The 24,189-nt window shown below is 62.9% G+C and carries 24 protein-coding genes and 1 tRNA gene; 4 read left to right on the forward strand and 21 right to left on the reverse strand.

Features of this window, described 5'->3' with window-relative positions; translation table 11 throughout:
* Positions 1-34 precede the first annotated feature (34 nt).
* The 9 genes from hisS to HNQ60_RS27045 form a co-directional block, all read right to left on the reverse strand.
* Positions 35-1,351, reverse strand: coding sequence for a histidine--tRNA ligase (gene hisS / locus HNQ60_RS27005; RefSeq protein WP_184335930.1), 1,317 nt, complete (start codon positions 1,349-1,351; stop codon positions 35-37).
* Between the two features lie 30 nt (positions 1,352-1,381).
* Positions 1,382-2,263 (reverse strand): helix-turn-helix domain-containing protein, encoded by an 882-nt coding sequence (locus HNQ60_RS27010; RefSeq protein WP_184335931.1) that lies wholly within the window; start codon positions 2,261-2,263, stop codon positions 1,382-1,384.
* Positions 2,264-2,280: 17 nt separating this feature from the next.
* The gene (gene pilW / locus HNQ60_RS27015) at positions 2,281-3,039 is read right to left on the reverse strand and encodes a type IV pilus biogenesis/stability protein PilW (protein WP_184335932.1); all 759 of its coding nucleotides are present in this window, start codon (positions 3,037-3,039) and stop codon (positions 2,281-2,283) included.
* Entirely contained in the window at positions 3,036-4,190 is a 1,155-nt protein-coding gene (gene rlmN / locus HNQ60_RS27020; RefSeq protein ID WP_184335933.1) for a 23S rRNA (adenine(2503)-C(2))-methyltransferase RlmN, read from the reverse strand. Before rlmN ends, pilW begins: the two co-directional genes overlap by 4 nt.
* 62 nt (positions 4,191-4,252) lie before the next feature.
* Positions 4,253-4,684, reverse strand: coding sequence for a nucleoside-diphosphate kinase (gene ndk / locus HNQ60_RS27025; RefSeq protein WP_184335934.1), 432 nt, complete (start codon positions 4,682-4,684; stop codon positions 4,253-4,255).
* Positions 4,685-4,927: 243 nt separating this feature from the next.
* On the reverse strand, positions 4,928-5,251 hold the full coding sequence (gene iscA / locus HNQ60_RS27030) for an iron-sulfur cluster assembly protein IscA (protein WP_184335935.1): 324 nt from the start codon (positions 5,249-5,251) through the stop codon (positions 4,928-4,930).
* A 106-nt stretch (positions 5,252-5,357) separates the two neighbouring features.
* Entirely contained in the window at positions 5,358-5,732 is a 375-nt protein-coding gene (locus HNQ60_RS27035) for an iron-sulfur cluster assembly scaffold protein (RefSeq protein ID WP_184335936.1), read from the reverse strand.
* Between the two features lie 3 nt (positions 5,733-5,735).
* Positions 5,736-6,896, reverse strand: coding sequence for an IscS subfamily cysteine desulfurase (locus HNQ60_RS27040; protein WP_184335937.1), 1,161 nt, complete (start codon positions 6,894-6,896; stop codon positions 5,736-5,738).
* A 19-nt stretch (positions 6,897-6,915) separates the two neighbouring features.
* Complete coding sequence (locus HNQ60_RS27045; RefSeq protein WP_184335938.1) at positions 6,916-7,641, reverse strand: RNA methyltransferase; 726 nt, start codon at positions 7,639-7,641, stop codon at positions 6,916-6,918.
* A gap of 82 nt (positions 7,642-7,723) precedes the next feature.
* On the opposite strand from HNQ60_RS27045, the gene HNQ60_RS27050 reads away from it, so the two are divergent.
* On the forward strand, positions 7,724-8,533 hold the full coding sequence (locus tag HNQ60_RS27050; RefSeq protein ID WP_184335939.1) for an inositol monophosphatase family protein: 810 nt from the start codon (positions 7,724-7,726) through the stop codon (positions 8,531-8,533).
* 154 nt (positions 8,534-8,687) lie between these two features.
* Positions 8,688-10,172, forward strand: a complete 1,485-nt coding sequence (locus HNQ60_RS27055; protein WP_184335940.1) for an amino acid permease — start codon at positions 8,688-8,690, stop codon at positions 10,170-10,172.
* Between the two features lie 155 nt (positions 10,173-10,327).
* On the opposite strand, the gene HNQ60_RS27060 is transcribed toward HNQ60_RS27055, so the two are convergent.
* The 5 genes from HNQ60_RS27060 to yajC all read right to left on the reverse strand — a co-directional run bounded on the left by HNQ60_RS27060 (position 10,328) and on the right by yajC (position 15,457).
* Positions 10,328-11,092: a TerC family protein gene (locus HNQ60_RS27060; RefSeq protein WP_184335941.1), complete on the reverse strand. Its 765-nt coding sequence runs from the start codon at positions 11,090-11,092 to the stop codon at positions 10,328-10,330.
* Between the two features lie 109 nt (positions 11,093-11,201).
* Positions 11,202-12,167 carry a TerC family protein gene (locus HNQ60_RS27065; RefSeq protein ID WP_184335942.1) on the reverse strand — a complete coding sequence of 322 codons (966 nt, stop codon included), beginning with the start codon at positions 12,165-12,167 and terminating at the stop codon, positions 11,202-11,204.
* A 140-nt stretch (positions 12,168-12,307) separates the two neighbouring features.
* Positions 12,308-13,243, reverse strand: a complete 936-nt coding sequence (secF, locus tag HNQ60_RS27070) for a protein translocase subunit SecF (protein ID WP_184335943.1) — start codon at positions 13,241-13,243, stop codon at positions 12,308-12,310.
* A 15-nt stretch (positions 13,244-13,258) separates the two neighbouring features.
* Complete coding sequence (gene secD, locus HNQ60_RS27075; RefSeq protein ID WP_184335944.1) at positions 13,259-15,103, reverse strand: protein translocase subunit SecD; 1,845 nt, start codon at positions 15,101-15,103, stop codon at positions 13,259-13,261.
* A gap of 21 nt (positions 15,104-15,124) precedes the next feature.
* Positions 15,125-15,457 carry a preprotein translocase subunit YajC gene (yajC, locus tag HNQ60_RS27080; protein ID WP_184335945.1) on the reverse strand — a complete coding sequence of 111 codons (333 nt, stop codon included), beginning with the start codon at positions 15,455-15,457 and terminating at the stop codon, positions 15,125-15,127.
* Positions 15,458-15,628: 171 nt separating this feature from the next.
* Between yajC and HNQ60_RS27085 the strand changes: the two genes are divergently transcribed.
* Positions 15,629-16,915, forward strand: a complete 1,287-nt coding sequence (locus tag HNQ60_RS27085; RefSeq protein WP_184335946.1) for a hemolysin family protein — start codon at positions 15,629-15,631, stop codon at positions 16,913-16,915.
* Between the two features lie 101 nt (positions 16,916-17,016).
* Here HNQ60_RS27085 and HNQ60_RS27090 read toward each other — a convergent pair whose 3' ends face one another.
* The 6 genes from HNQ60_RS27090 to HNQ60_RS27115 all read right to left on the reverse strand — a co-directional run bounded on the left by HNQ60_RS27090 (position 17,017) and on the right by HNQ60_RS27115 (position 22,843).
* Positions 17,017-18,093, reverse strand: a complete 1,077-nt coding sequence (locus HNQ60_RS27090) for an AI-2E family transporter (protein ID WP_184335947.1) — start codon at positions 18,091-18,093, stop codon at positions 17,017-17,019.
* Complete coding sequence (gene tgt, locus HNQ60_RS27095) at positions 18,093-19,244, reverse strand: tRNA guanosine(34) transglycosylase Tgt (protein ID WP_184335948.1); 1,152 nt, start codon at positions 19,242-19,244, stop codon at positions 18,093-18,095. The genes HNQ60_RS27090 and tgt overlap by 1 nt, the downstream gene beginning before the upstream one ends.
* Positions 19,245-19,297: 53 nt before the next feature.
* Positions 19,298-20,320 (reverse strand): tRNA preQ1(34) S-adenosylmethionine ribosyltransferase-isomerase QueA, encoded by a 1,023-nt coding sequence (gene queA / locus HNQ60_RS27100; protein WP_184335949.1) that lies wholly within the window; start codon positions 20,318-20,320, stop codon positions 19,298-19,300.
* A 220-nt stretch (positions 20,321-20,540) separates the two neighbouring features.
* Positions 20,541-21,608 (reverse strand): PDZ domain-containing protein, encoded by a 1,068-nt coding sequence (locus HNQ60_RS27105; protein ID WP_184335950.1) that lies wholly within the window; start codon positions 21,606-21,608, stop codon positions 20,541-20,543.
* Positions 21,609-21,635: 27 nt separating this feature from the next.
* Positions 21,636-22,268, reverse strand: coding sequence for a hypothetical protein (locus HNQ60_RS27110; protein WP_184335951.1), 633 nt, complete (start codon positions 22,266-22,268; stop codon positions 21,636-21,638).
* Positions 22,241-22,843, reverse strand: coding sequence for an RNA polymerase sigma factor (locus tag HNQ60_RS27115; protein WP_221304483.1), 603 nt, complete (start codon positions 22,841-22,843; stop codon positions 22,241-22,243). Before HNQ60_RS27115 ends, HNQ60_RS27110 begins: the two co-directional genes overlap by 28 nt.
* A 208-nt stretch (positions 22,844-23,051) precedes the next feature.
* Between HNQ60_RS27115 and HNQ60_RS27120 the strand changes: the two genes are divergently transcribed.
* A tRNA-Leu gene (locus HNQ60_RS27120) sits at positions 23,052-23,138 on the forward strand.
* A 100-nt stretch (positions 23,139-23,238) separates the two neighbouring features.
* Here HNQ60_RS27120 and HNQ60_RS27125 read toward each other — a convergent pair.
* The gene (locus HNQ60_RS27125; protein ID WP_184335957.1) at positions 23,239-24,009 is read right to left on the reverse strand and encodes a hypothetical protein; all 771 of its coding nucleotides are present in this window, start codon (positions 24,007-24,009) and stop codon (positions 23,239-23,241) included.
* Positions 24,010-24,189 lie beyond the last annotated feature (180 nt).

A 24,189-nucleotide genomic window follows, 5' to 3' on the forward strand; every position in this document is an offset into this window, starting at 1 on the left:
GGAGTGTGTCAGTGAAGTAGCAGGGCTGCCCTGCTCATGCCTTGTTCAATCGGTTCCTGAGCTCGGTCGCCAGGACGTCCCAGGAAATTTCCACCTGCGGTTGCTCCACACGCAGGGACTTCAGACCGACGATCCGGCGTTCGGTTTCAGTATCGCCCAGGATCAGGGCGTAGGCCGCGCCGCTCTTGTCCGCGCGCTTCATCTGGGACTTGAAGCTGCCGCCGCCGCAGTTCGTTTCGATCCGGATGCCGGGAACGCTGTCGCGCAATTTCTCGGACAGGCGGAGCCCTTCAGCCTCGGCGCTCTGGCCGGCGATGACGAAGTAGATATCGGGTGCATTCGCCGCGGCATTCACGCCCTGAACCCGAAGCAGTTCGACGATGCGCTCCTGGCCGAGGGCCCAGCCGATGGCAGGCGTTGGCTCGCCGCCCAGCTGGGTCACGAGTCCGTCGTAGCGGCCGCCGGAACAGACGGCACCTTGAGAACCCAGTTCGGTGGTGACCCACTCGAAGACGGTGTGACTGTAGTAGTCGAGCCCGCGCACGAGCCGTGGATTGAGGACGTACTTGATTCCGACCGCATCGAGGTGACGGCACAGTCCGGAGAAGTGTGCGCGCGACTCTTCGTCGAGGTAATCGGTGAGGACAGGAGCAGTCGCGATGATGTCCTGCAGGTCCGGATTCTTGCTGTCCAGGATGCGCAGCGGATTGCCTTCGAGGCGCCGCAGGCTGTCCGGATCGAGCTTCGACTTGTGCGCCGAGAAATGGGCGACGAGCTTCTCGCGATACTCGCGCCGCGATCCTGGCGTGCCGAGCGAGTTGAGATTCAACTCCACGCGATCGACACCGACGGCCTTGAGCAGTCGGCTGCTGAGCATGATGAGCTCGGCGTCGATATCGGGGCCGGCGTAACCGAAGGCCTCCACATCGAGCTGGTGAAACTGGCGGAAGCGCCCGCGTTGCGGCTTCTCGTGCCGGAACATCGGCCCGGCAAGCCAGACGCGGTGACGCTGGTTGTGCAACAGGCCGTTCGAGATCATTGCGCGGACGATGCCTGCCGTCCCTTCGGGACGCAGCGTGAGCGAATCACCGCTCGGATCGTCGAAGGTGAACATCTCCTTCTGCACGATATCCGTGAACTCGCCGATCGAGCGCTTGAACAGGCCCGTGTGCTCGACGATCGGCACGCGGATTTCCTGGTACGCGTACGCAGTGAACAGTTCGCGCGCGATGCTCTCGAGCCGCTGCCACGCAGCGGCGTCGGCCGGCACCATGTCGTTCATGCCGCGCACTGGCTGGATTGCCTGCGCCTGAGCGGGTGCTGTGGAAACTTGAGTGGACGTGGATGTCATCTGCGGATTCGATCGGAATATCGCCTCAGGCTAACGCAGCGAGCCATCCGCGGCGACTGTAAAGCGTGCGGCGTCGCGATTGGCACGCCGCGGAACCACGACGGGACTGTCGTTGACATCGAGCGTCACCGCCGACGCCAATCCCAGAGTGACTCGCAAAGGAGCAGTGCCGGCGACCACACGAGTCTGGCCGGGCTGGCCGATCCCGTACATCAGTCGCCGGTCACCCGCGTCGTAGATCTCGACCCAGGACGACTCGGAGAATGTCAGGCGCATCCGGACACCTTCGCCCGCAACGGCGGCTCGCGGAGCGGGCTGCTCAACGAGCGCTGGTGCTCTCGAAGCTGCAGGAGCGCCTTCGGCAACGAGCGGCTGAGCGGGCGGTGCCGCAGCTGACTGACCGGGATTCGTCTGCTGCGGAATCTCCGCAGGCGCAGCTGCCGGCGCCGTCGCAGATTGCGGCACGCTCGACACGGGACTGGACTGCGTGCGACCCAGCAGCGCGATCGCAACCCAGATGAGCAGTCCCACCGCCACGATTCCGCCGACGATCAGCATCGGCACGCGAAGCGAAACACGCTGCGGCGGAGGCACCGCGACGCTGGCGGGAATGACAGTCGGTGTGACCGGGACGTCCGTCAGCGTTTCGTAATGAGAGATGACGACTTCGGGCGACAGCCCAAGCACCGTCGCATATTTGCGCAAGTGCCCGCGCGCATACACCGGCGCACCGAGCAGGAGAAAGTTGTTCGATTCGATCGCCTGCACGAGCCGCACGTCGAGATGAAGCTCATCGGCGACCTGCTGAACCGTGAGCCCCCGCCCTTCCCGGCCCGCCCGCAGGAATTCGCCAGGCGTCGGCGAACTCGGGGGCGGCGGCGCTGCTGCCGCGGGTTCCGCGGTCTGGGCCATGCCGGCCGCGTCCACACTCATCCCGAATGCCGCTCGGACTCGATGAGCTGTTTCGTTTCCGCTGCCTGCGGGTACTCCAGCTTCAGTCGCTGGCTGTACTTGCTGGCTTCGGCCGTGTTGCCGAGCTGCTGTTCGATGCGAACCGCAAGCCACAGGCTCGACGGGGTCGACCGGCCTGCGACGAGGTAGCGCTCGATGAAGCCGCGCGCGGACATGTAGCTCTTGTTCTGGAACTCGAGATCGGCCATCTGATAGAGCGCTTCCGAGAATCGCGGCTTGAGCGCGAGCGCCTTGCGGAAATGCGCCTCGGCATTCGCGAGATCGCCGGCGCTTCGGGCGCAGTTGCCGGCGTTGAGGTACGCCACTTCCGGTGTCTTGTAGAGCGGATTCGAGGCGGCCTGCACGAAGAGCTTCTCGCCCTTCGCATGCTTGCCGCGCTTGCAGAGAATGACGGCGTAGTTGTTCAGGATCTCGGGATTGTTGCCATCCAGCGAAACCGCCTTGTCGAAGTGCGCTTCGCTCCTCTTCGGTTCGTTCAACCGGTCATACAGCAGTCCGGACGCTGCCTGCGCTTTGGCATTGCGCGGATTCTGTTCGACGGCGCGATCGATCTTCTCCTTCGCCGCGGCCAGGTTGCCCTTGCGGAAATAGTCGATACCCAGCTCCAGGTTGATGTCGGACGCTTTCTCCGGCTGCGGCTTGGACAGGTTGTTGTCCGTGGTCATGCAGGCCGCGAGCACCATCGACGCAAGTGCGATCAATGCCTTTCGAATCACGTTTGCACCGCCACCGAAATGAGTTTCGATCCCAGGCGAACCGTCGTTCTGTCGCGCACGCGGCCCACGAGCTGGCCGCAAGCTGCGTCGATGTCATCTCCGCGTGTGCGTCGGGTCGTCGCTATGACGCCGTGCGAATTGCAGATGTCGCGGAATCGTTCGATCGCGGCCGCGGAGGAACGGCGGTACTGCGTTCCCGGGAACGGATTGAACGGAATCAGGTTGACCTTGGCGGGCTGGCCCTTGAGCAGGCGCACGAGCTCGAACGCGTGCTCCGGCTGATCGTTGATGCCGTCGAGCATGACGTATTCGAACGTGATGCTGCGGGCATTCTGCTTGTTGACGTACTGCCAGCAGGCGTCCAGCAGTTCGGCGATCTTGTGCTTGCGGTTGATCGGCACCAGCACGTCGCGCAGCTCGTCGTTCGGCGCATGCAGCGAAACCGCCAGCGCACAGTTGGTTTCTTCGGCGAGCTTCAGCATCTGCGGAACGAGCCCGGAGGTGCTGACGGTGACACGACGACGGGAGATGTCGAATCCCAGATCGTCCATGAGGATTTCGGTCGCGGGCACGACGTTGCGATAGTTCGCCAGCGGCTCGCCCATTCCCATGAACACGATATTCGTGATGACGCGATTGCCGCCCGGCTCGTAGCCGAGCTCCTTGTTCGCCAGCCACACCTGGCCGACGATCTCGGCAACGCTCAGATTGCGATTGAATCCCTGCTGCGCGGTCGAGCAGAACGTGCAATCCATCGCGCAGCCGAGCTGGCTGGAAATGCACAACGTGCCGCGGCCGGGCTCGGGAATGAAGACCATCTCGATCGCCTGGCTCGCATCGATGGGATCATCGGCCTGCGCCGGCCCCTTTCCGCGAAGTGTGTCCATCGACAGCAGCCATTTCCGCGTGCCGTCGGTCGACACCTGGGTCATGCGGATTTCAGGCGTGCGGACTTCGGCAACTTCCTTCAGTCGTTCGCGAAAGGATTTCGCGAGGTCGGTCATCTGGTCGAAATCGCTCTCGGCGCGCTTGTACAGCCACTTCATCAGCTGGCGCGCGCGGAACGGCTTCTCGCCCATTCCGGCGATGAACGCTTCCAGCTCGGGTCGCGAGAGCCCGAGGAGATTGGTCTTGTTGGTCGCAGCGTTCATGCAGTTCTGGTCGGAGTGCTCGGTCCGGGATTCGTTCAACCCAATCCCGGACCGTCGTCAGCTCAGCGGGTCCGCGGGCAAATATCCGCGGCCGCGAAGAAGTACGCGATCTCGATCTTGGCGTTTTCGGCGCTATCGGAGCCGTGGGCCACATTTTCTTCGATGCTCGCAGCCAGATCGCCGCGGATCGTGCCCTTGTCGGCCTTCTTCGGGTCCGTGGCACCCATCAGCTCGCGATTCTTGGCAACGGCGTTCTCGCCTTCGAGCACCTGGACGATGACCGGGCCGGAGCTCATGTACTTGGTCAGGTCCTTGAAGAACGGACGTTCGCGGTGGACGGCGTAGAAACCTTCAGCCTGCGCGAGGCTGAGATGCATCATGCGGGCGGCCACGATCTTGAGACCGGCCTGCTCGAAGCGGCGATAAACCTCGCCGATGAGGTTCTTCTGGACACCGTCGGGTTTGACAATCGAAAGAGTGCGTTCAAGCGCCATGGGAATCGTCATCCTCTAAGGCCGGAAAACGGCCGATGAAACAATGAATTAGGACAGCCCCGCCGATGCGCTGGCTATAGGGAGTACTGGGGCGGGTTTTGCGCGCGGCGAAGTCTACCCGCCGGGGTCCCGGGCGGCAAGAAAAACGAATGGTGACGAGGGGTTAGGGGAAGCAAGGAAACCGCGACCCGGCAAGACCCGCGGCCCCTCTTCCGCCCTCTGGCCAGCTGGCTGGCTAGCTGGCTAAACGGTGAAGCTTTCCCCGCACCCACACTCCCCCTTCACGTTGGGATTGCGGAAGCGGAAAGCTTCATTGAGCCCCTGCTTCACGAAATCGACTTCGGTGCCGTCGATGAAGCCCAGGCTGTCCCGGTCGACGATGACTTTGACGCCCTGATCCTCGAAGACGACGTCATTGCCCGTCAGATCGTCCGCGTAATTGACGACGTAGGCGAAGCCTGAACACCCCGTCTTCTTGACCCCGAGGCGCAGGCCGAGGCCATGACCGCGGCGGGTCAGGAAGGTACGGACACGATCAGCGGCAGCGATGGTCAGCGAGATGGACATAGGCGGTCGATAGCGAACTTAAGCGGCAGCCATGAAGATTGAGGGGCGGTGCGTTCAAGTCAAGTGCGAAGTCCATGCCGGATCGGCATGCCTTCAGCTCGAAACTCTACGGAGGCTGCAAGCCGATTTCAGCCAAGCACTTCACAGCATCCTGCAGGATCAGCATCCGCCCCCGCTTCTCCGCGGGGATTTCGAGCGCTTGCGCCACTGGACGCCAGTCCCACCGGGCCAGCGCTTCGATCGGGCTGCCCACCAGATGCTCTGTAGTCCACGACGCTGCGGCAATGCAATGCGGACAGCCGTAGGCCTCGAACTGCATCGCCATGATGCTTTCGCCGGACAAACGCGCACTCAGATGGAACGACGTGCCCTGCGCAACACTGCCCGCTGAAGCCTCGATCACGTCAGGCGCTGCCGGCAACCGGCCTGAGTTGCGTGGACGATCGAAGTGATCGATCACGAGGGGCGAATACCGCGCCATCCGTCAGCCCGAAGCGATCTGCCTCAACCGGCCGACCTCGCGCTGCACTTCCGCAATGGCGGTCTCGACTTCCGCGGTCGTCGAGAAGCGGCCGAGGCTGAAGCGCAGCGAGCTCTGCGCCTGCTGATCCGTTCGACCCAGCGCACGCAGCACGTAAGACGCCTCATCGGATCCGGACGAGCACGCCGCGCCCGCCGAGACCGCGACCGCTCGCAACGCAAACTGCAGGCTCTCGCCTTCGACGCCATGGAACGTGACGTTGAGGATGTTCGAAACGCGGTCGGCCGATTCCGCGTTGATCTCCACATCCCCTACTTTCGCGATGCCTTGCCACAGACGCTCACGGAGGCTGCGCAGGCGATCGACATCCTCGTCTTTCTCGGCAATCGCCAGCTCGAACGCCGCGCCCATGCCGACGATCTGATGCGTCGGCAACGTGCCCGAGCGAAGTCCGAACTCCTGGCCGCCGCCAAACAGAATGGGCCGCAACCCGACAGGCGGCGTGCGACGCACGTAGAGCGCACCGACACCCTTCGGCCCGTAGGCCTTGTGGGCGGTCATCGAGAGAAGGTCGATCTGCATCGCTTCCACATCGACGGGCACTTTGCCGATGGACTGCGCGGCATCGCAATGAAACAGAACGCCGCGTTCGCGACACAGCCGCCCCACTGCGCCCACATCCTGGATCACACCCGTTTCATTGTTCACGTGCATGAGCGACACGAGGATCGTGTCCGGCCGCAGCGCTTCCCGCACCTGTTCGGGCTGAACGATGCCGTCCACGCCCGGGCGCAGATAGGTCACATCGAATCCTTCGCGCTCGAGCTGCTTCAGCGCATCGAGCACGGCCTTGTGCTCTGTTTTCGAGGACACGATGTGCCGGCCGCGATCGGCATGGAATCGCGCCACGCCCTGGATCGCGAGGTTGTCGGATTCCGTTGCGCCGGAAGTCCAGACGATGGTCGCCGGTTTCGCGCCGATCGCATTCGCGACTTGCACGCGCGCCTTCTCGACGAGCTCTCGCGCACGTCGGCCGAACTCGTGGCTCGCCGAGGATGGATTGCCGTGGGCGCCTTCGGGCCGCAGACACTCGATCATCCGGTCAGCCACACGGGGGTCGACCGGCGTCGTGGCGGCGTAATCGAGATAGATGGGTGAGCTCATGATGGTGCAACGATACAGACTAAACCTTGCCCGCGGGCCGCCTGCGCGACTGAACTGCCGTCAGGATGCCGCGCAGAATGTTCATCTCGTTCTGATCGAGCTGTGCGCGATTGAACAGCCGCCGGATGCGCGCCATCAGATGACCGCCGCCCGTGCGGTCCTTGAAGTCGATCTCTTCGAGCACCTGCTCGAAATGCACATACAGTCGCGACACCTCTTCGGCGCTTGCGAGCGGCACATCGCGTTCGGGCGGCGGCGGTGCGCCAGGGCGCGCGGCGAGCCACAACTCATAGGTCACGACCTGCACGGCCATCGCGAGATTCAGCGAGCTGTATTCCGACGCTGTCGGAATCGTCATCAGGAGGTGGCATCGATCGAGCTCCACGTTGGTGAGGCCCGTACGCTCGGCGCCGAAGACCACTGCGGCAGTCTGGTCCCGCGACGATTGGATGATCTGCGCACTGCACTCGCGGGGCTCGACGATGCTCCATGGCAGATGGCGCTGCCTCGCGCTCGTACCGACGATGAGCCCGCAATCAGCAATTGCCTGATCGAAGCGCTCGTGAACGACCGCGGCGTCCAGCACGTCGTCCGCACCCGAGGCGCGTGCGGATGCTTCCTGATGCGGGAACAGAGCCGGTTTCACGAGATGCAGCTCGCGCAGCCCCATGTTCTTCATGGCGCGCGCGACCGCTCCGATATTGCCGGGATGCTGGGGTTCGACGAGAACGATGCGGATAGGCATGGGATCTCAATGCTATTCTACGCACCCCCGGGACGCACCCTTCGTCCCCCGCTCTTTGCCAATCCCGCTCGCCGAGGTTTCCATGCAGCCCCTGCTCAATATCGCCATCCGTGCCGCCCGACGGGCCGGTGAAATCATCGTTCGCGGCATGAACCGGCTGCATCGCCTCGACGTCCAGCGCAAGGGTCAGAACGACTTCGTGTCGGAGATCGACCTGGCGGCCGAGCGGGACATCATCGAGACCATCCGCAAGCATTACCCCGATCATTCCGTGCTGGCCGAAGAAAGCGGCCAGACCGAAGGTCGTGGCGGCGAAAGCGAATTCACCTGGATCATCGATCCCCTCGACGGCACGACCAACTTCCTCCACGGGTTCCCGCAGTTCGCCGTGTCGATTGCCGTGCAGCGTCGCGGCCGCATCGAACACGGTGTCGTCTACGATCCGCTGCGGCAGGAGCTCTTCACGACTTCACGCGGCGAAGGTGCGCAGCTCGATGGTCGCAAGATCCGCGTGAGCAGCCACATCGGACTCGAGGGCGCGCTGATCGGCACCGGCTTTCCCTATCGCGCCAACCTGCATTGGCTCGACAACTACATGGCGATGATGAAGGCCGTCATGCAGCAGACGGCGGGTATCCGCCGCCCTGGCTCCGCGGCGCTCGATCTTGCTTATGTCGCCGCGGGCCGGCTCGATGCCTTCTGGGAGATCGGCCTGTCGCCCTGGGATACAGCAGCCGGCACGCTGCTCATCACCGAGGCCGGCGGAATGGTCGGCACGCTCACTGGCGGAGACTACAAGCTGCAACCGCACATCATCGCCGGCACTCCCAAGGTGTATACGCCGCTCCTGACATTGCTCGGTCCACACGTCCCTGAATCCTTGCGGGATTGAGCACGCACTGTGCTGCCTCGCTTTTGCGCAACTGCTCCGCTAGAGTCTCGCGCCTGAGCACGCCTGAGCCTGCGTCGAACGGTCGGTGCAGCCTGCTGCTGCAAAGTCGCGCCAATGTGCGCAGAAAGAGCCAGTTTCGGGGAGGAGTCAACGCGTGGATCTATTCAGAACAAAAGTGGTCGGCAACGACCCGCACGTCGATGCGGGCGAGCCGGCGGACAGCGCCAATCCGGAAGCCCGCACACTCAAGCGGGCACTGAGCGCGCGACAACTCGTCCTGCTCGGTATCGGCGCGGTCATCGGCGCCGGTATCTTCGTCATGACGGGCCAGGCTGCCGCGAATCACGCGGGTCCTGCCATCACGCTGAGCTTCGTCATCGCCGGTTTTGCCTGCGCGCTGGCGGGTCTCTGCTACGCCGAGTTCTCTTCGATGCTGCCGGTTTCCGGCAGTGCTTACTCCTACGCATACGCAACGCTCGGCGAGCTCGTCGCCTGGTTCATCGGCTGGATGCTGGTGCTGGAGTATCTGGTCGCTGTCGCAACAGTTGCTGTCGGATGGGGCGGCTATTTCAACGGCCTGCTCGAATCGCTGGGAGGATTCATAGGCACGTCGCTCGCGCTGCCTGATGCGCTGTCGAATGCGCCGTTCAGCTTCGCGGGACACACGCTCACGTCCACGGGCGGCATCATCAACATTCCCGCGATCATCATCGTCGTCGCCATCGCCGCGCTCTGCTACCGGGGCATCTCGCAGTCGGCGGCAGTGAATGCCGTCATCGTTGCGATCAAGCTGACGGTGATCTTCCTGTTCGTGGTGTTCGCCATCCGCCACGTGAATCCCGAAAACTGGACGCCGTTCATCCCGCCGGCGGAAGGCCCGGGCAAGTATGGAATGGATGGTGTGATCCGCGGCGCCACGGTCGTGTTCTTCGCGTACATCGGATTCGACGCGGTCTCGACCGCAGCGTCCGAAGCCAAGAATCCGCAACGCGACATGCCCATCGGCATTCTGGGATCGCTCGCGCTCTGCACGCTCGTCTACATCGTAGTGTCAGGCGTGCTGACGGGCATCATGCCGTATCACCTCCTCGGCACCGCGAAGCCGGTGGCGACCGCCCTCGAAACCTACTCCGACCTTTCCTGGCTGAAGTTCTTCGTCGAGGTCGGCGCCATCGCAGGTCTCAGCTCGGTGATCCTGGTGATGATGATCGGCCAGACGCGCGTGTTCTACGCGATGTCGCACGACGGTCTGATCGGGAAGTTCTTCGGTCGCGTTCACCCTCGCTTCCAGACGCCTTACAAGGGCACCGTATTCGTCGGTGCAGTGGCTGCATTGCTCGCTGGCCTGCTGCCGTTGCAGGTGCTGGGCGACCTGGTGTCGATGGGCACTCTGCTGGCGTTCGCGACGGTGTGTGTCGGCGTGCTCGTACTGCGCTACACGAAACCTGATCTGCCGCGACCGTTCCGCGTTCCGGCCGCCTGGCTCATTTGCCCGTTGGGCGCAGCGGCGTGCCTCTGGTTGTTCTTGCGCGCCTTCCTCGACAACTGGCTCTGGATGAGCGTCTGGATCGTTGTCGGCTTCGTCATCTACTTCACCTACAGCCGCCACAACAGCGTGCTGGAGAAGCAGAAGAAGTAAGACGCCGAGAGAAGCTGGAAAGAAAAGGCCCGCTGCGCCTCGAGGTGCAGCGGGCCTTTTTCATTCTTCACCTGTCCGGTCATTCCCGCGTACGCGGGAATCCATCTGCATCGCGCCCAAGGCATGGACTCCCGCGTGCGCGGGAGTGACGGACGCTAGTTCGTCGGATCGTCGTCCAGCTTCTTCCTCAGCTTCACCGGATCCACTTCGGCTGACCGCTTGCCGCGCATCCGGATGTTGAGCATCTCCACCGCCACCGAGAAAGCCATCGCGAAGTAGATGTAGCCCTTCGGGATATGGAAGCCCAGTCCCTCGCCTACCAGCGCCGTGCCGATCAGGATCAGGAACGCCAGCGCGAGCATCTTGATGGTGGGATGCCTGTCGACGAAGTCGCTGATCGGGCCGGCGAGGAACATCATCATCAGCACCGCCACGATCACGGCGGCGATCATGACTTCCACATGGTCGGCCATGCCGACCGCGGTGATCACGGAATCGAGCGAGAAGACGATGTCGATGATCGCGATCTGAACGATCACACTGAAGAAGGTCGAGTGCACCGCACCGCCGCGGCCCTCTTCCTCGGCACCTTCCAGTCCGTGGTGAATCTCCAGCGTGCTCTTCGCCAGCAGGAACAAGCCACCGCCGATGAGAATCAGGTCACGGCCGGAAATGCCGACTTCACTGATCCGGATGAGTTCGGCCTTCAGGTTCATCACCCAGGTGATCGACAGCAGCAGAAGGATGCGCGTGATCATCGCGAGCGCAAGGCCGATGGTCCGACCCCGGGCTCGCTGCGCCGGCGGCAGCCGGCCCACGAGGATGGAAATGAAGATGATGTTGTCGATACCGAGAACGATCTCGAGCGCGGTCAGGGTCACGAACGCGAGCCAGACCTGCGGATCCGCCAGCATCTCCATTCAAATCCTCCGGGGAATACGGTGCGGGGCGAGAATAGCCTAAGGTGGTAACCGCCGGACGCGACCGGCGAAAAAAGACCTTCGCCGCCGGGTCAACCGCCGGACTGATCTAACCGCCTGACTGGCCCTGCTGTTCCCGGCGGGACACCCAGAGCGATGCAAGGACGCCCAGGGCGAGGAATGCGACGATGATGCCCAGGGACAGGGCATGGGGAATCTGCAAATGATGATGGAGCATCATCTTCACGCCGACGAAGGCGAGGATGAAGATGAGGCTGTACTTGATGTAGCGGAACATGACCATCAGGCCCGCAATCGCAAAGTACATGGCGCGCAGGCCGAGGATGGCGAATGCATTGGACGTGAAGACGATGAACGGATCCTTGGTCACGGCAAAGATCGCCGGGATCGAGTCCACCGCGAACACGACGTCCGCGAAATCGACCAGCAGCAACGTGACGAACAGCGGTGTCGCCGCCCTCGCCCCGTTCACCGTCGTGAAGAACCGGTCGCCGTCGAGGTTGTCGGTCAGGGGATAGATGCGGCGGGAGATCTTCACGAGCACGCTCGTCGAAGGATCGAATTCCTCGTCACTCTTCAGCATTCGCGCCGCTGACAGCAGCAGGACGGCACCGAAGACGTAGAACATCCAGTCGAACGCATGGATGAGCGCCGCACCCGCGGCAATCATCACACCACGCAGGACGATTGCGCCGACGATGCCCCAGAACAGCACGCGATACTGGTACTGCGCCGGAATCTTCATGTACGTGAAGATCACGGCGATGACGAAGATGTTGTCGACCGACAGCGACCACTCGAGCAGGTAGCCCGTCACGTACTCCAGCCATGCCTGCGTGCCGCCGGGCGCTCCCGGGTCAGGTCGCCACCCAAACCAGTGATACTCGTAGAGCCCGTAAACGAGCCCACCGAACGCCATCGCCACGCAGATCCACACGACAGTCCAGCCAAGCGCCTGGCGCACACTCATGGTGCGCGACTCCCGATGCAGGACCGCCAGGTCCAGTACGAGCACACTCAGGAAGATGGCGAAGAAACCGATCCAGACGAGCATAAGGAGAAGCGGTTGGCGGTTAGCGGTTGGCGGTTGGCGGTTAGTTAAGAGGAGAGCAGAAATGGAGATCTGCGCGCGGCTGGCGACGGCTTTTCTGGTTCTGAACCAACCGCCAACCGCCAACCGCTAACCGCTTCTCCTTACGGTATCGCGTCGAGCTCCGACGTGTCCTTCTGCGGCGGCATGAGGTCGGTCGCCTTGAGCTTCATGTCGAGCGCGAGGGCGGCTGCGATGAAGATCGAGGAGAACGTGCCGACGACGACGCCGATGATGATCGCCATCGAGAAGCCCTTGAGGGATTCGCCGCCGACGATGTAGAGCGAGGTCACGACGAACAGGGTCGAGAAGCTGGTCATCAAGGTACGCGACAGCGTCTGGTTGACGGCAGCGTTGACGACTTCGAGGGGCGATGCCTTGCGCATCTTCTGGAAGACTTCGCGAACGCGGTCGAACACCACGACCGTGTCGTTGATCGAGTAACCCATCACCGCCAGCACCGCCGCGAGCACCGACAGATCGAAGGTCATCTGCGTCAGCGCGAAGAAGCCCAGAATCACGAACGGATCGTGCAGCGCGGCGAGCACCGTGCCCGTCGCCATCTTTTTCTCGAAGCGGATGCCGACGTAGATCAGGATGCCGATCATCGAGAACAGCAGCGCGAGGCCGCCCTTCTCCGCCAGCTCTCCGCCGACCTGCGATCCGACGACGTCCGTGCGTCGCAACTGTGCGCTCGCATCGACGGTCTTGAGCGCAGCAACGATTCGCTCCGCTACGTGGTTGATGTCTTCGCCCTCTTTGGGCAGGACCTTCACCATGATTTCGCGCGAGCTGCCGACCGTCTGCACGACCGGATCGCGGAAGCCCGCGGCTTCCGTCGCATCGCGTGCTCTGTCGAGATCGACGCTGTTCGTGTAACCGACTTCGACGATCACGCCGCCAGTGAAGTCGATGCCCAGGTTCAGCCCGCGCAGGGCGAGCAGGACGATGGAGCCCAGGATCAGCACCGCTGAGATGCCGTAGCACCACACGCGGTTCTGCATGAACCCGATGTTCGGTGTCTTGCGGAAAAATTCCATGATGGCGGACCCCGATTAGACCGGCAGCGCAGCGAGCTTGCGCTGGCGGCCCCAGATCAGCTGAATGAGGACACGGCTGCCGACGACGGCCGTGAACAGCGAGGTGGCGATACCAATGACCAGCGTCACCGCGAAACCCTTGATCGGGCCGGTACCGAATGCGAACAGCACGATACCGACGATCAGCGTCGTGATGTTGGAGTCGGCGATCGCCGAGAAGGCCTTGTCGAAGCCCGCGTTGATGGACGCCTGCGGCGTATTGCCCAGCCGCAATTCTTCTCGCACACGTTCGTAGATGAGCACGTTCGCATCCGCGGCCATGCCGACCGTCAGAACGATACCCGCGATACCTGGCAGCGAAAGCGAAGCCTGAAGCAGCGACATCACTGCGACGAGCAGGATCACGTTCGCGGCGAGAACGACGCAGGCGATGGCGCCGAACGCCCTGTAGTACAGGATCAGGAACACGAACGTGAGCGCCATGCCGATCATCATGGCCCGCAAACCGCTCTGGATGTTGTCCTGGCCCATGCTCGGACCGATCACGCGCTGTTCGACCAGGTAGTTCGCGGTCGCGAGCGAACCCGAGCGAAGCAGCAGCGCCAGTTCCTGCGCTTCCTGATGCTGCAGGCCAGTGATCTGGAAGTTCGAAGAGAAGACGCCCTGGATGGTCGCGGCGTTGATCACTTCTTCCTCGGTGCACTGGTCGCCGCTGCGGACGCCCTTGCAGGTCTCGCCCGGTGCGAGACGCTTCTTCTCGATGTAGACCACGGCCATGCGCTGGCCCAGGTGAGCCTGGGTCGTCTTCAGCATTTCCTTGCCGCCGCGATCATCGAGGCGGACGCTGACCGCCGGCAGACCTTCGGCGAAAGCGGATGTCGCATCCGTCAGCTGATCGCCCGAAACGATGATGTCGCGCTTGAGGAGGATCGGGCCGCCTTCGCGACGCTGATACAGCTTCGAGCCGATCGGCACGCGCTTCGACTGTTCGGCGGCGTACGGATCATTGGCTTCATCCACCATCCTGAACTCGAGCGTCGCGGTGGCGCCGAGGATGCGGATGGCCTGGTTCGGATCCTGGAGGCCAGGGAGCTGCACGACGATCCGGTCGATGCCCTGCTGCGTGACGATCGGTTCAGACACGCCGAGCTCGTTCACGCGATTGCGCAGCGTCGTGATGTTCTGCTGGATGGCGAAGCTCTGGCGCTGGCGGATCTGATCCGGCGTCATCGCCACGATGACATCGGCGGAGCCTTCGGTAGTAACCGTCAGGTTCGGATCGCTCGTGCGGATCAGCGAGGCGACCTCGGACTGCTTCTGAGCATCGACGAGCGTGACGCGGATCGTGCCGTCGCGGGCGGCGACGTTCGATGCGATGCGCTGGTCGCGAAGCTGCGTGCGGATGTCACGCTCGATTCGTTCGAGCGCCTGGCCGACGGCTCCTTTGACGTCCACTTCGTACATGAAGTGGATGCCGCCGCGCAGGTCGAGGCCCAGCGACATGGGCTTGAGGCCCATCCAGCGAAGCCACGACGGGGTGCGCGGCTCGTTGGTCAATGCGACCTGGAATTCCTCGCCAGCGGCGTCAGTGATGACATCGCGTGCCTTGAGCTGCTCATCGACCGTGGCGAACCGCAGGACGAGCCGATCCTCAAGGATGTGCGAGGCCGCTATCGGCACCTGCTTCGCATCGAGAATGCTCCGGACCTTCTGCTCTCCGGATGCATCGATGGCCGCGCGATCCTCGCGGGCCAGCTGGAGTGCCGGGTCGTCGCCGAAAATGTTCGGAAGCGCGAGCAGGATGCCCGCGATCATGACGATGGCGACAAGCCAGTATCGCCAGGTAGGGAACTGGTACATACCTGAACCGCCGACGCCTGATCAGGCGCTCTTCAAAGTGCCCTTGGGAAGGACCTGTGCCACCGTGTGGCGCTGGATCTTCACGTTGACGCCGTCAGCGATTTCCAGCGTCACGAACTGATCGCTGATCGCGGTGACCTTGCCCAGGATGCCGCCGTTGGTCGCCACTTCGGAGCCGACTTCGAGCGCCGCGACCATTTCGCGATGCTCCTTGGCTCGCTTGGTCTGCGGGCGGATCAGCAGGAAATAGAAGACGACGAAGATCAGGATCAGCGGCAGGAACTGCATCAGCGCGTTCGGTTGCCCCGCGGCGCCTTGCGCCTGGGCCGCAGCGGTCGAAATCAGCCAATCCATCTAGGATTCCCCTGTTCAAAACTGGAAGGAAAATGGGTCCGGCGCGGAAGCCCGGCCCAAATGAGCGGCGCATTATACACGCGGCCTTCGCGGGCCCTAATCCCGCCTCCCCTCGCCGCGCCTCGGTTTGGGTACACTGCCGGGCCATGGGGTTACCCACAGGTCGCTTCAATGCCCACCGGTGAAATAGTCGTCATCCTCCTGCTGATTCTCCTGAACGGGTTCTTTGCGCTGTCGGAAATGGCGCTCGTGTCCGCCAAGCGCACCCGCCTGCAGGCCGCCGCCGAACAGGGGCGGTCCGGCGCGAAGTCGGCTCTCGCATTGACCGAGGACCCGACCGTGTTTCTCTCCGCCATCCAGATCGGGATTACCCTGATCGGCATCCTGACCGGCATGTACAGCGGCGCCGCGCTCCAGTCCTGGCTCACCGGGGTGCTGACCGGCTATGGCATCGCCATCCCCTACATCGAGATTGACGATGTCGCATTCGGCATCATCGTAGTCCTCGTGACCTTCTTCTCGCTCATCGTCGGGGAGCTGGTGCCCAAACGCGTTGCCCTTACGCACGCGGAGTCGCTCGCGATGTTCGTGGCACCGGTCATGCGAGTGTTCGCGAAGATCATGGCGTATCCGGTCCGGTTGCTGCGGGGTTCGGTCAACCTGGTCCTGAAGATCCTGCCGGTCTCCTCCGCTTCGCAGGGGGCGGTGACGGAAGACGACGTTCGGGCACTGGTCGCGGAAGGCACGCACGCGGGCGTGTTCCTGGCTTCCGAGCGCCGGTTGCTCGAAGGCGTGATGGCCCTCGCCGATCGCAAGGTCGGTTCGATCATGGTGCCGCGTCAGGACGTGATCTGGCTCGATCTGGAAGAACCGCTCGAATCGCTGTGGCAGCAGGCGAAGGAAAGCGGCCATGCGCGATTCCTGGTCGCGCGCGGCAAGCTCGACAACCTCCTCGGCATGATCTCGCTCGCGGACCTGAGCGAAGTCGTTCATCGCGGACGTCTCGACGCCGAACGCGACCTGCAGCCCCCGCTGCACATTCCCGATTCGCTCTCGGTGCTGCAGATGCTCGATCAGTTCCAGAAATCGAGCACGCACCTGGCCATCGTCACCGACGAATACGGCGAGATCGAAGGCATCACGACGCCCATCGACATTCTCAAGGCGATCGCGGGCGAACTACCTGAACTCGGCAGTCGCGAGCGTCCTGAGGCCTTGCAGAGAGAAGACAGCTCGTGGCTAGTCGACGGCCATCTGTCGATAGAGGAGCTGCAGCAGCGGCTCGGTCGTCGCGACATGGTCGGCCGTGACTATCACACCGTCGCGGGATTCGTCCTCGCGCGACTCGGTCGCATCCCGAAGGCCGGCGACACACTGACGTGGCGCGATCTCAAGATCGAGATCATGGACATGGACGGTGTCCGCATCGACAAGGTGCTGCTGAAGGCCGGGAAGTAGAGAGATAGGAATTTCACACGGAGTTCACGGAGTACACGGAGGTAGAGAGAACGAAAAATCCGATCTCCGTGATCTCCGTGTGAAACTCCGTTCGCGGATCCTCAGCTGACGACTTCGCCTTCCGGTTTCTGGTGCTGTTCGAGCCACTCCCGCCAGATCGCGAGCGACACGGCCAGCAAGACCGGCCCGATGAAGAGACCGACGAGGCCGAAGGCCAGCACGCCGCCCAGCACACCGAAAACGACGAGCAGGAAAGGCATGCGAGTCGCGTTCGATATGACGAGCGGACGCACGATGTTGTCGACCCAGCTGACCAGCAACAGTCCCCACAGCATGAGGCCGACGCCGGGCCAGACGTTGCCGCTGACGATGAGCCAGATCGAGAGCGAGCCCCACACGAGCGGCGCGCCGAACGGAATTAGCGCAACCAGCACCGTGACCGCGCCGACGAGCACGGGCGCCTTGATGCCGAAGATCCAGTAGCCGATTCCGGCAACCGCGCCTTGTGCAAGAGCGCCCAGGATGAGCGCGTACACGACGGCCTGGGTCGTCGCACCAATCGCCTCGAGATAGTCTCGAACCGTCGGACCGAGGATGCCCTCGAGAATTGCGCGTGCATCGTGCAACAGGCGAGGTCCGTCACGCAGCAGGAAGAACATAGACAGCACGGCGAAGAACAGCTTCGCGACGTTGCGGCCGACACCACCGATCAGTCGCGTGACCTCGACGGAAGATTCTTCCATGAGCAGCACGAACTGCTGCCCGATCGCCTTCGGGTCCTGCGACATCTGCTGCAGCGTTTCCTGCGCGACCTGGCCGATCCAGGGCAGGTCGCGGATTGCCGCCGGCAACTGCGGCTTCGAGGCCAGGAAATTCTGTACTGTCGCGTACGCCGAAATGGCCTCCACTCTCAGCATCAGGGCAAGCCAGACCAGCGGGACGACGATGGCGAGCGACACGATCAACGTCGTCACGAGCGATGCGGGGCCGACGCGTCCGCGCATCCAGCGAATCATCCGCTGCTGCAAGGGCCAGCTCACGTACGCAAGAATGGCGCCCCAGATCAGCGGCACGATGAACGGCTGCAGGACCGTGAAGGTCAGCAACACGATGCCGAGGATCAGGCCCGCGACGAGAACGCGGCGGAACCACGGAGCGGTAGGCAGATCGGACAGCATTATTCGTCCTCGACCGCACCGGCGATCGGCTCGACTTCCGTTGTACCGCGGCGCTGCGCATAGAACTCGGCAGCGAATGCATCGAAGCGCGACTGCTCGATGGCGCCGCGGATCGACTTCATGAGCGACAGGTAAAAGAAGAGATTGTGGATGGTGCCGAGCCGCGCGGCGAGGATCTCGCTGCAACGGTCGAGATGCCGCAGGTACGAGCGGGTGTAGTTGGCACACGTGTAGCAGCCGCAGTTTTCATCGAGCGGTCGGGTATCCGCTTCGTACTGTGCATTGCGGATCTTCACGACACCTGTCGACGTGAAGAGATGACCGTTGCGCGCGTGTCGTGTCGGCATGACGCAATCGAACATGTCGACGCCGCGCCGGACGCCCTCAACGAGATCTTCCGGTGTACCGACGCCCATGAGATAGCGCGGCCGGTTGCGCGGCAGATCTTTCTCGATCGCCTCCAGCACACGCTCGCGTTCTGCTTTCGGCTCGCCGACCGCGAGTCCGCCGATGGCATAGCCGTCGAATCCGATCTGCGTCAGGCCAGCAATCGACTCACGCCGCAGCGCATCGTACATGCCGCCCTGCACGATACCGAACAGCGAATGCGGGTTCTCGAGCCGGTTGAACTCAGCGCGACTGCGCGCCGCCCAGCGCAACGACAGCTCCATCGATTTTCTCGCTTCGCTCTCCGTCGCCGGGTACGGCGTGCACTCATCGAAAATCATCACGATGTCCGAATCGAGATCGCGCTGCACCTGCATCGAGCGCTCGGGGGTGAGCATGATGGGATCGCCGTTCACGGGCGAACGGAAGTTCACGCCCTCCTCGGTGATCTTGCGCAGGGTCGCGAGGCTGAAAACCTGGAAGCCGCCGGAGTCGGTGAGGATCGGTCCCTGCCAGTGCATGAAGCGGTGCAAGCCGCCGTGAGCCCGCATCACTTCCATGCCCGGGCGAAGCATCAGGTGGAAGGTATTCCCCAGGATGATCTGCGCGCCGATGCCGGTGAGCTCCTCCGGCGTCATGGCCTTGACGGTCCCGTAAGTACCGACCGGCATGAACGTCGGCGTCTCGACGATTCCGCGTGGAAAAGTCAGACGGCCTCGCCGGGCTGTGCCATCGGTGCTCAGAAGATCGAATTGCAGGGGCATGGAGGGGCGCGGGCGCGACGTGGGGCGGAGATTGTATGCGAGAGACCGGGACTTTAGGTTTCGGACTTTTCCAGGAACATGGCATCGCCGTAACTGAAAAACCGGTAGCGCTGGATAACAGCGTGCCGATAGGCCCGCAATACGGCCTCATACCCACCAAAGGCACAGACGAGCATCAGGAGTGTCGACTCGGGCAGATGGAAGTTCGTGAGCAGCGCGTCCACGGACCGGAAACGATAGCCCGGCCGGATGAACAGCTGAGTTTCACCATTGAAGGGCTGGAGCGTCCCGGAAGCCGACGCCGATTCCAGACTTCGCACCACGGTCGTGCCGACGGCAACGACGCGTCCGCCCCGCTTGCGGGTTTCCGCCACTGCATCGCAGACATCCTGGTCGACGCGCACCCGTTCGCGATGCATGCGGTGTTGATCGAGATCGTCGACACGGATCGACTGAAACGTCCCGGCACCGACATGCAAGGTCACGTAAGCAGTGCGGATCCCCGCCCGCTTGCACCGCTCGATCATTGCATCGTCGAAGTGCAGCCCTGCCGTCGGTGCCGCCACGGCGCCCGCCTCCTTTGCATAGACGGTCTGGTAACGCGTCGCGTCGTCCGACTCGGTCGTGCGTTCGATGTACGGGGGCAGCGGCATCGATCCGTTGCGCTCGAAGTATTCGAGCGGGTCGCCGCTCAGCTCCAGCTCGAACAGATCGTCGTGCCGACCGATGAATCGCGCTTCGACACCGCCGGGCAGATGCACCGGCACTTCAGCTCGCAAGGCTTTGCTCGCATGCACGTGCGCGAGGATCCGCTGCCCTTCGAGAATGCGCTCGAGGAGTATCTCGACCTGACCACCGGTGGGCTTGGCGCCAATGACGCGCGCCGGGATGACCCGAGTGTCGTTGAAGATGAGCAGATCGTCGGGACGCAGCAGACGCGTCAGGTCGACGAACTGGAGATCCTCGATCGCACCGTCGCGCCGCAGATGAAGCAGTCGGCTGCCCGACCGCTCCAACGCGGGTCGCTGTGCGATGAGTTCAGTGGGAAGTTCGTAGGCAAAGTCGCTGCGCCGCATGCGGCGCGAACGGTATCAGGAAAGCGGCTGGCTGGGGACCGGGCGTTTCCCGGACGGGGACGGGGTAGTGCGAAGCATGCCGTCGCATTCCAGTCATTCCCGCGAAAGCGGGAGTCCATTTCTGGGAAACAGGATGGACTCCCGCGTGCGCGGGAGTGACGGAGCAAGGCATGCCTTCGGCATGACGTCCGGCTGAAGCCGGACCCACAGCAGGAAACCCTCAGAGCGGCTCCTCTGCCGTGATGATGTGAACTTCCGCTCCCGCCGCGGGCATCGGCCGGGTGACCGACACTGGCGCGATGCTCATTGCCGGTACTGCCGCCGCAACAGGCGAGGCCGGAATGAACACATCTTCATCCGGGTCGAGGCGACGTTCCCAGCTGCCCCGCGCGTTTTCCGGGATCGTGACGTCGACGGTCAGCTTCTTCTTCATCCGCAGCACGTTGAGCTGCAGCTTCTCGCCCGGCTCGTACGAACTCAGGATCTGCATCGCGTGCGACGAACTCGAAGGCACCCGCCCATCGATGTCGACGATCACGTCACCCTCTTCCAGCTTGAGTCTCGAATCGCGGGGAGCGCGTACCACGAGCAGACCTTTCTCGGTTCCGAAGTACTGACCCAGCTTCGGCGTCAGCTTCACGAACTCCGCGGCACCGAACACGCCATCGAGTCGTGAGAAGGCGAACGCCGGCATCGGCGGCATCGGGGCACCGGGCGGCCCCGGAACCCTCAGATTGAACAATCTGTCCGCGGGCTCCTGGGCTGTGACTGTGGCGCTCGCCACTTTGCCGTCGCGCTGATACTTCACCGCGACCTTGTCGCCCGACTTCACAGCGCGCATCCCCTCCAGCAGCAGACTGCGCGGAGACTCGTCACCCGTCTGCTTCAACGCCTTGCCGTTGATCTCGGTGAGCACATCGCCTGCCTTCAGACCGGCGTCGGCCGCGCCTCCGCCCGGACTGACGCTCTGGATCACCACACCGTCCTGGCGGGATTCGTTCTCGCGTCCGCCGACGTTGATACCGAGAACGGCACGGCTTGCCATCATGCGATGAGCGTGCACTACGCGCGGCATCACATCACCGGAGATCGACATGCTGAGATCGGCAACTTCGCGGGCCGCTGCATCGAGTCGCTTCTGCGCGGCTTCGAGCTTCTGCTGCATGTCGGCGCGATTCGGCTCGGTCTTCTCGACTTCGGCAGCGCCGGCGAGTGTCGCCAGCAACGCGAGCGAAAGCCCACCCGCAATCCCTGCGATCGATCCGGGTCGTGATCTTTTCGTATTCATCGGATTCTCCGCACCTCGAATGACATTTCAGAAAGAGAGACTGCGACCTTCGGCATAGCGCACCTTGACCAGCGAATCCATCAGATCCACCCGCTCACGCCAGAGCTGATATGCCTGCTCCTCGTTGAGGCCCGTGTCCGACGCATACGACAGCTGCTGATCGAGCCACTGCACGCGCTGCTCGATCGTGTCGATCGTCGCAGCCATCGACACGCGCTCGACCGCCGGACGCTGAGGCAGATAGAGCAGCAATTCATCGAGTTCTTGCGATTGCGCCACCAGCGCTTCCAGCGGAATCGCGGTCGCTACCGGCGGCGATTGTTCCTGCGTCGACACGATGGCGACCGGAGCGGTTTCGCTCACGGTGTCGACCTCACGCACGAGCAGACCGCTGACCACCGTCACCGCAACCGCAGCCGCGATTGCCCAAGGCACACGCCGAGGCTGCGGCGATGACGCTTCACGCACCCGGATATCGATGCGCTCCCACGCCATCGCAGGGGGATCGATCGGCGGCAACGCCTGCAATCGCGACTGCATTCGCACAAGCCGAGCGAGTTCGCCTCCGCACACGGTGCAGTTCTCTACGTGTCGCATGACATCCGCATCGACGGGTTCACCGTCGCGCAGACTCAGCAGTTGTTGGATATCGGCGTGCATTGCAGATTCTCTCGATGCGTCTCCGGCACATCCGGATCGAGCACTTTGCGCAGGCGCGCATGGGCTCGAGCCAGCTGTGATTTGGAAAACCCTGTCGACCGCCCCATCAATCGGGCGATCTCGTGATGTTTGTAACCTTCGACGTCGTGCAGCAGCACGACGCTGCGAGTCAGTGGCGGCAGCGTCGCCAGCGCGCGCTCCAGATCCGCGACCGCAAGCTGCGCATCCGGACGAGGCCCGGGGTCGACGGGCACGAACGTCGCGGACTCATCGTCGTCCGCATCCAGTCCAAAGAAATTGCGATGCCAGGGCGAACGCAGGTGCATCAGGCACTTGTTGACCGCAATCGTCCGTATCCAGCCGCCGAAGGCACCTTCACCCGTGTAGGTCCCGATGCTGCGCAGAATTTCCACGAACACGTCCTGAAGCAGATCGTCGGCCGTTGCGTGGTTGGTAATCAGCCGGCGGATCAGGGAATAGACCGCCCGGCTGCACTCGCGATAGATCGCCTCATGAGCGGCGTTCTCCCCCCGCGCGGCAGCGCGGATGGTCTCGGGAGAAACCTGTATCCCCATGAATTGCGACATCGTGGCTTTATAGATGCCACGGCCCGGGAAAAGGTCGCAGGTACCCGGAAAATCTTCCGGAGGCGCGCGCCCGGTAGCCAGACACCCTGACGCTCCTTATACTTCCGCCCCCTTCGACCGGCTCCCTCAGCGACCGGTGTCCATCGGCCTGCCGGTGGACGGAAGTGCCCGTTCCATGGGCGAAGGTTTCCAGCGTGCCGGTATGGCGGAACTGGTAGACGCGACGGACTCAAAATCCGTTACTCGAAAGGGTGTGTGGGTTCGATTCCCTCTACCGGCACCACGAGACCTTCCGGGCGCTTCCGCGCCCTTCCATCCTTGGCGAAAGACCGAGCGCGCGAGGCGTTCGAGTGAACGCCCCGAACCGCCGCTAGCGCACCCGTCTAGGCCTGCTTGTTGCCCCGCACAGCACCGAGTGCGATGCCAACGCCGGCGCCAATGCAAAGACCGAAGCCAATGCCCCACGCCAAGTTGCCGAGAGCAACTCCGAAAGCGGTACCCATAGCCACGCCGACCGCTGCTCCCAGCGCTACACCGAAGCCAAGGTAGCGTTCGGGGATTTCATCTCGCTCGACGTCGCCCTCCGAACTACCGAGTCGTGCCTGCATGAAGTCCAAGTGGCGTTGCCGAATCCGATCGAGATTGTCTTCCACGATGGACGAAGGACTTTGCCAGTCGGGCACGCATTGCGTGCAGTGTTGATGCGCTTGTTGGGCATTGCGTATTGCTAGATAAGCAGCACCGTACGCGCATGCAATTGCTCCAAGCAATGCTCCGACGCCAATTAGTGTCGTCTGCGCAACGTCAATTTCGCCTCCTGATGTTGCGGCTTGAAGAAGTGTCGCGCCGAACACCAAACCCACTGCCAACGCCCCGCGTCCAGGCGACTTTGTTTCGCCTATGCGCGATGCCAGAGCGCCGGAAATCATGAACACCATTGCAGCAATGCAAGCCAACCAAAGCACACCGCTTGGGCTCACCACGCACTCGCAGCACGATAGAGCAAATGGCTCTTCAACGATTGGCTTGAGGGATTTTGAAGCTGTGATCGGAAAGATTAGAGACGTGCGGCAATCGAAAGCCACCAAGCAGAAAAGGCCAGTGGCGGTAAAAGCCATCCCTCCAAGCAGTCCGACGACGTTGCTGATCCGCATTTCTGATGCCTAACGCCACCGTTCAGAGGCGCGTTGCTTTGAACGCGTCCTCTGGAACGGTTTGTTGGGCGTACTCATACTTCCGCCGTAAGCTCCCCCGTCAAGGACACAACTCCAAAGTAGACTTTCCAGCGCTTGCTCGCCTCGGCATGAAGGTGAGGGGCGGCACCCGGCCGAGGC

Origin of the sequence: Povalibacter uvarum, assembly GCF_014202975.1 — a bacterium.
In the GTDB taxonomy this organism is placed as follows: domain Bacteria; phylum Pseudomonadota; class Gammaproteobacteria; order Steroidobacterales; family Steroidobacteraceae; genus Steroidobacter; species Steroidobacter uvarum.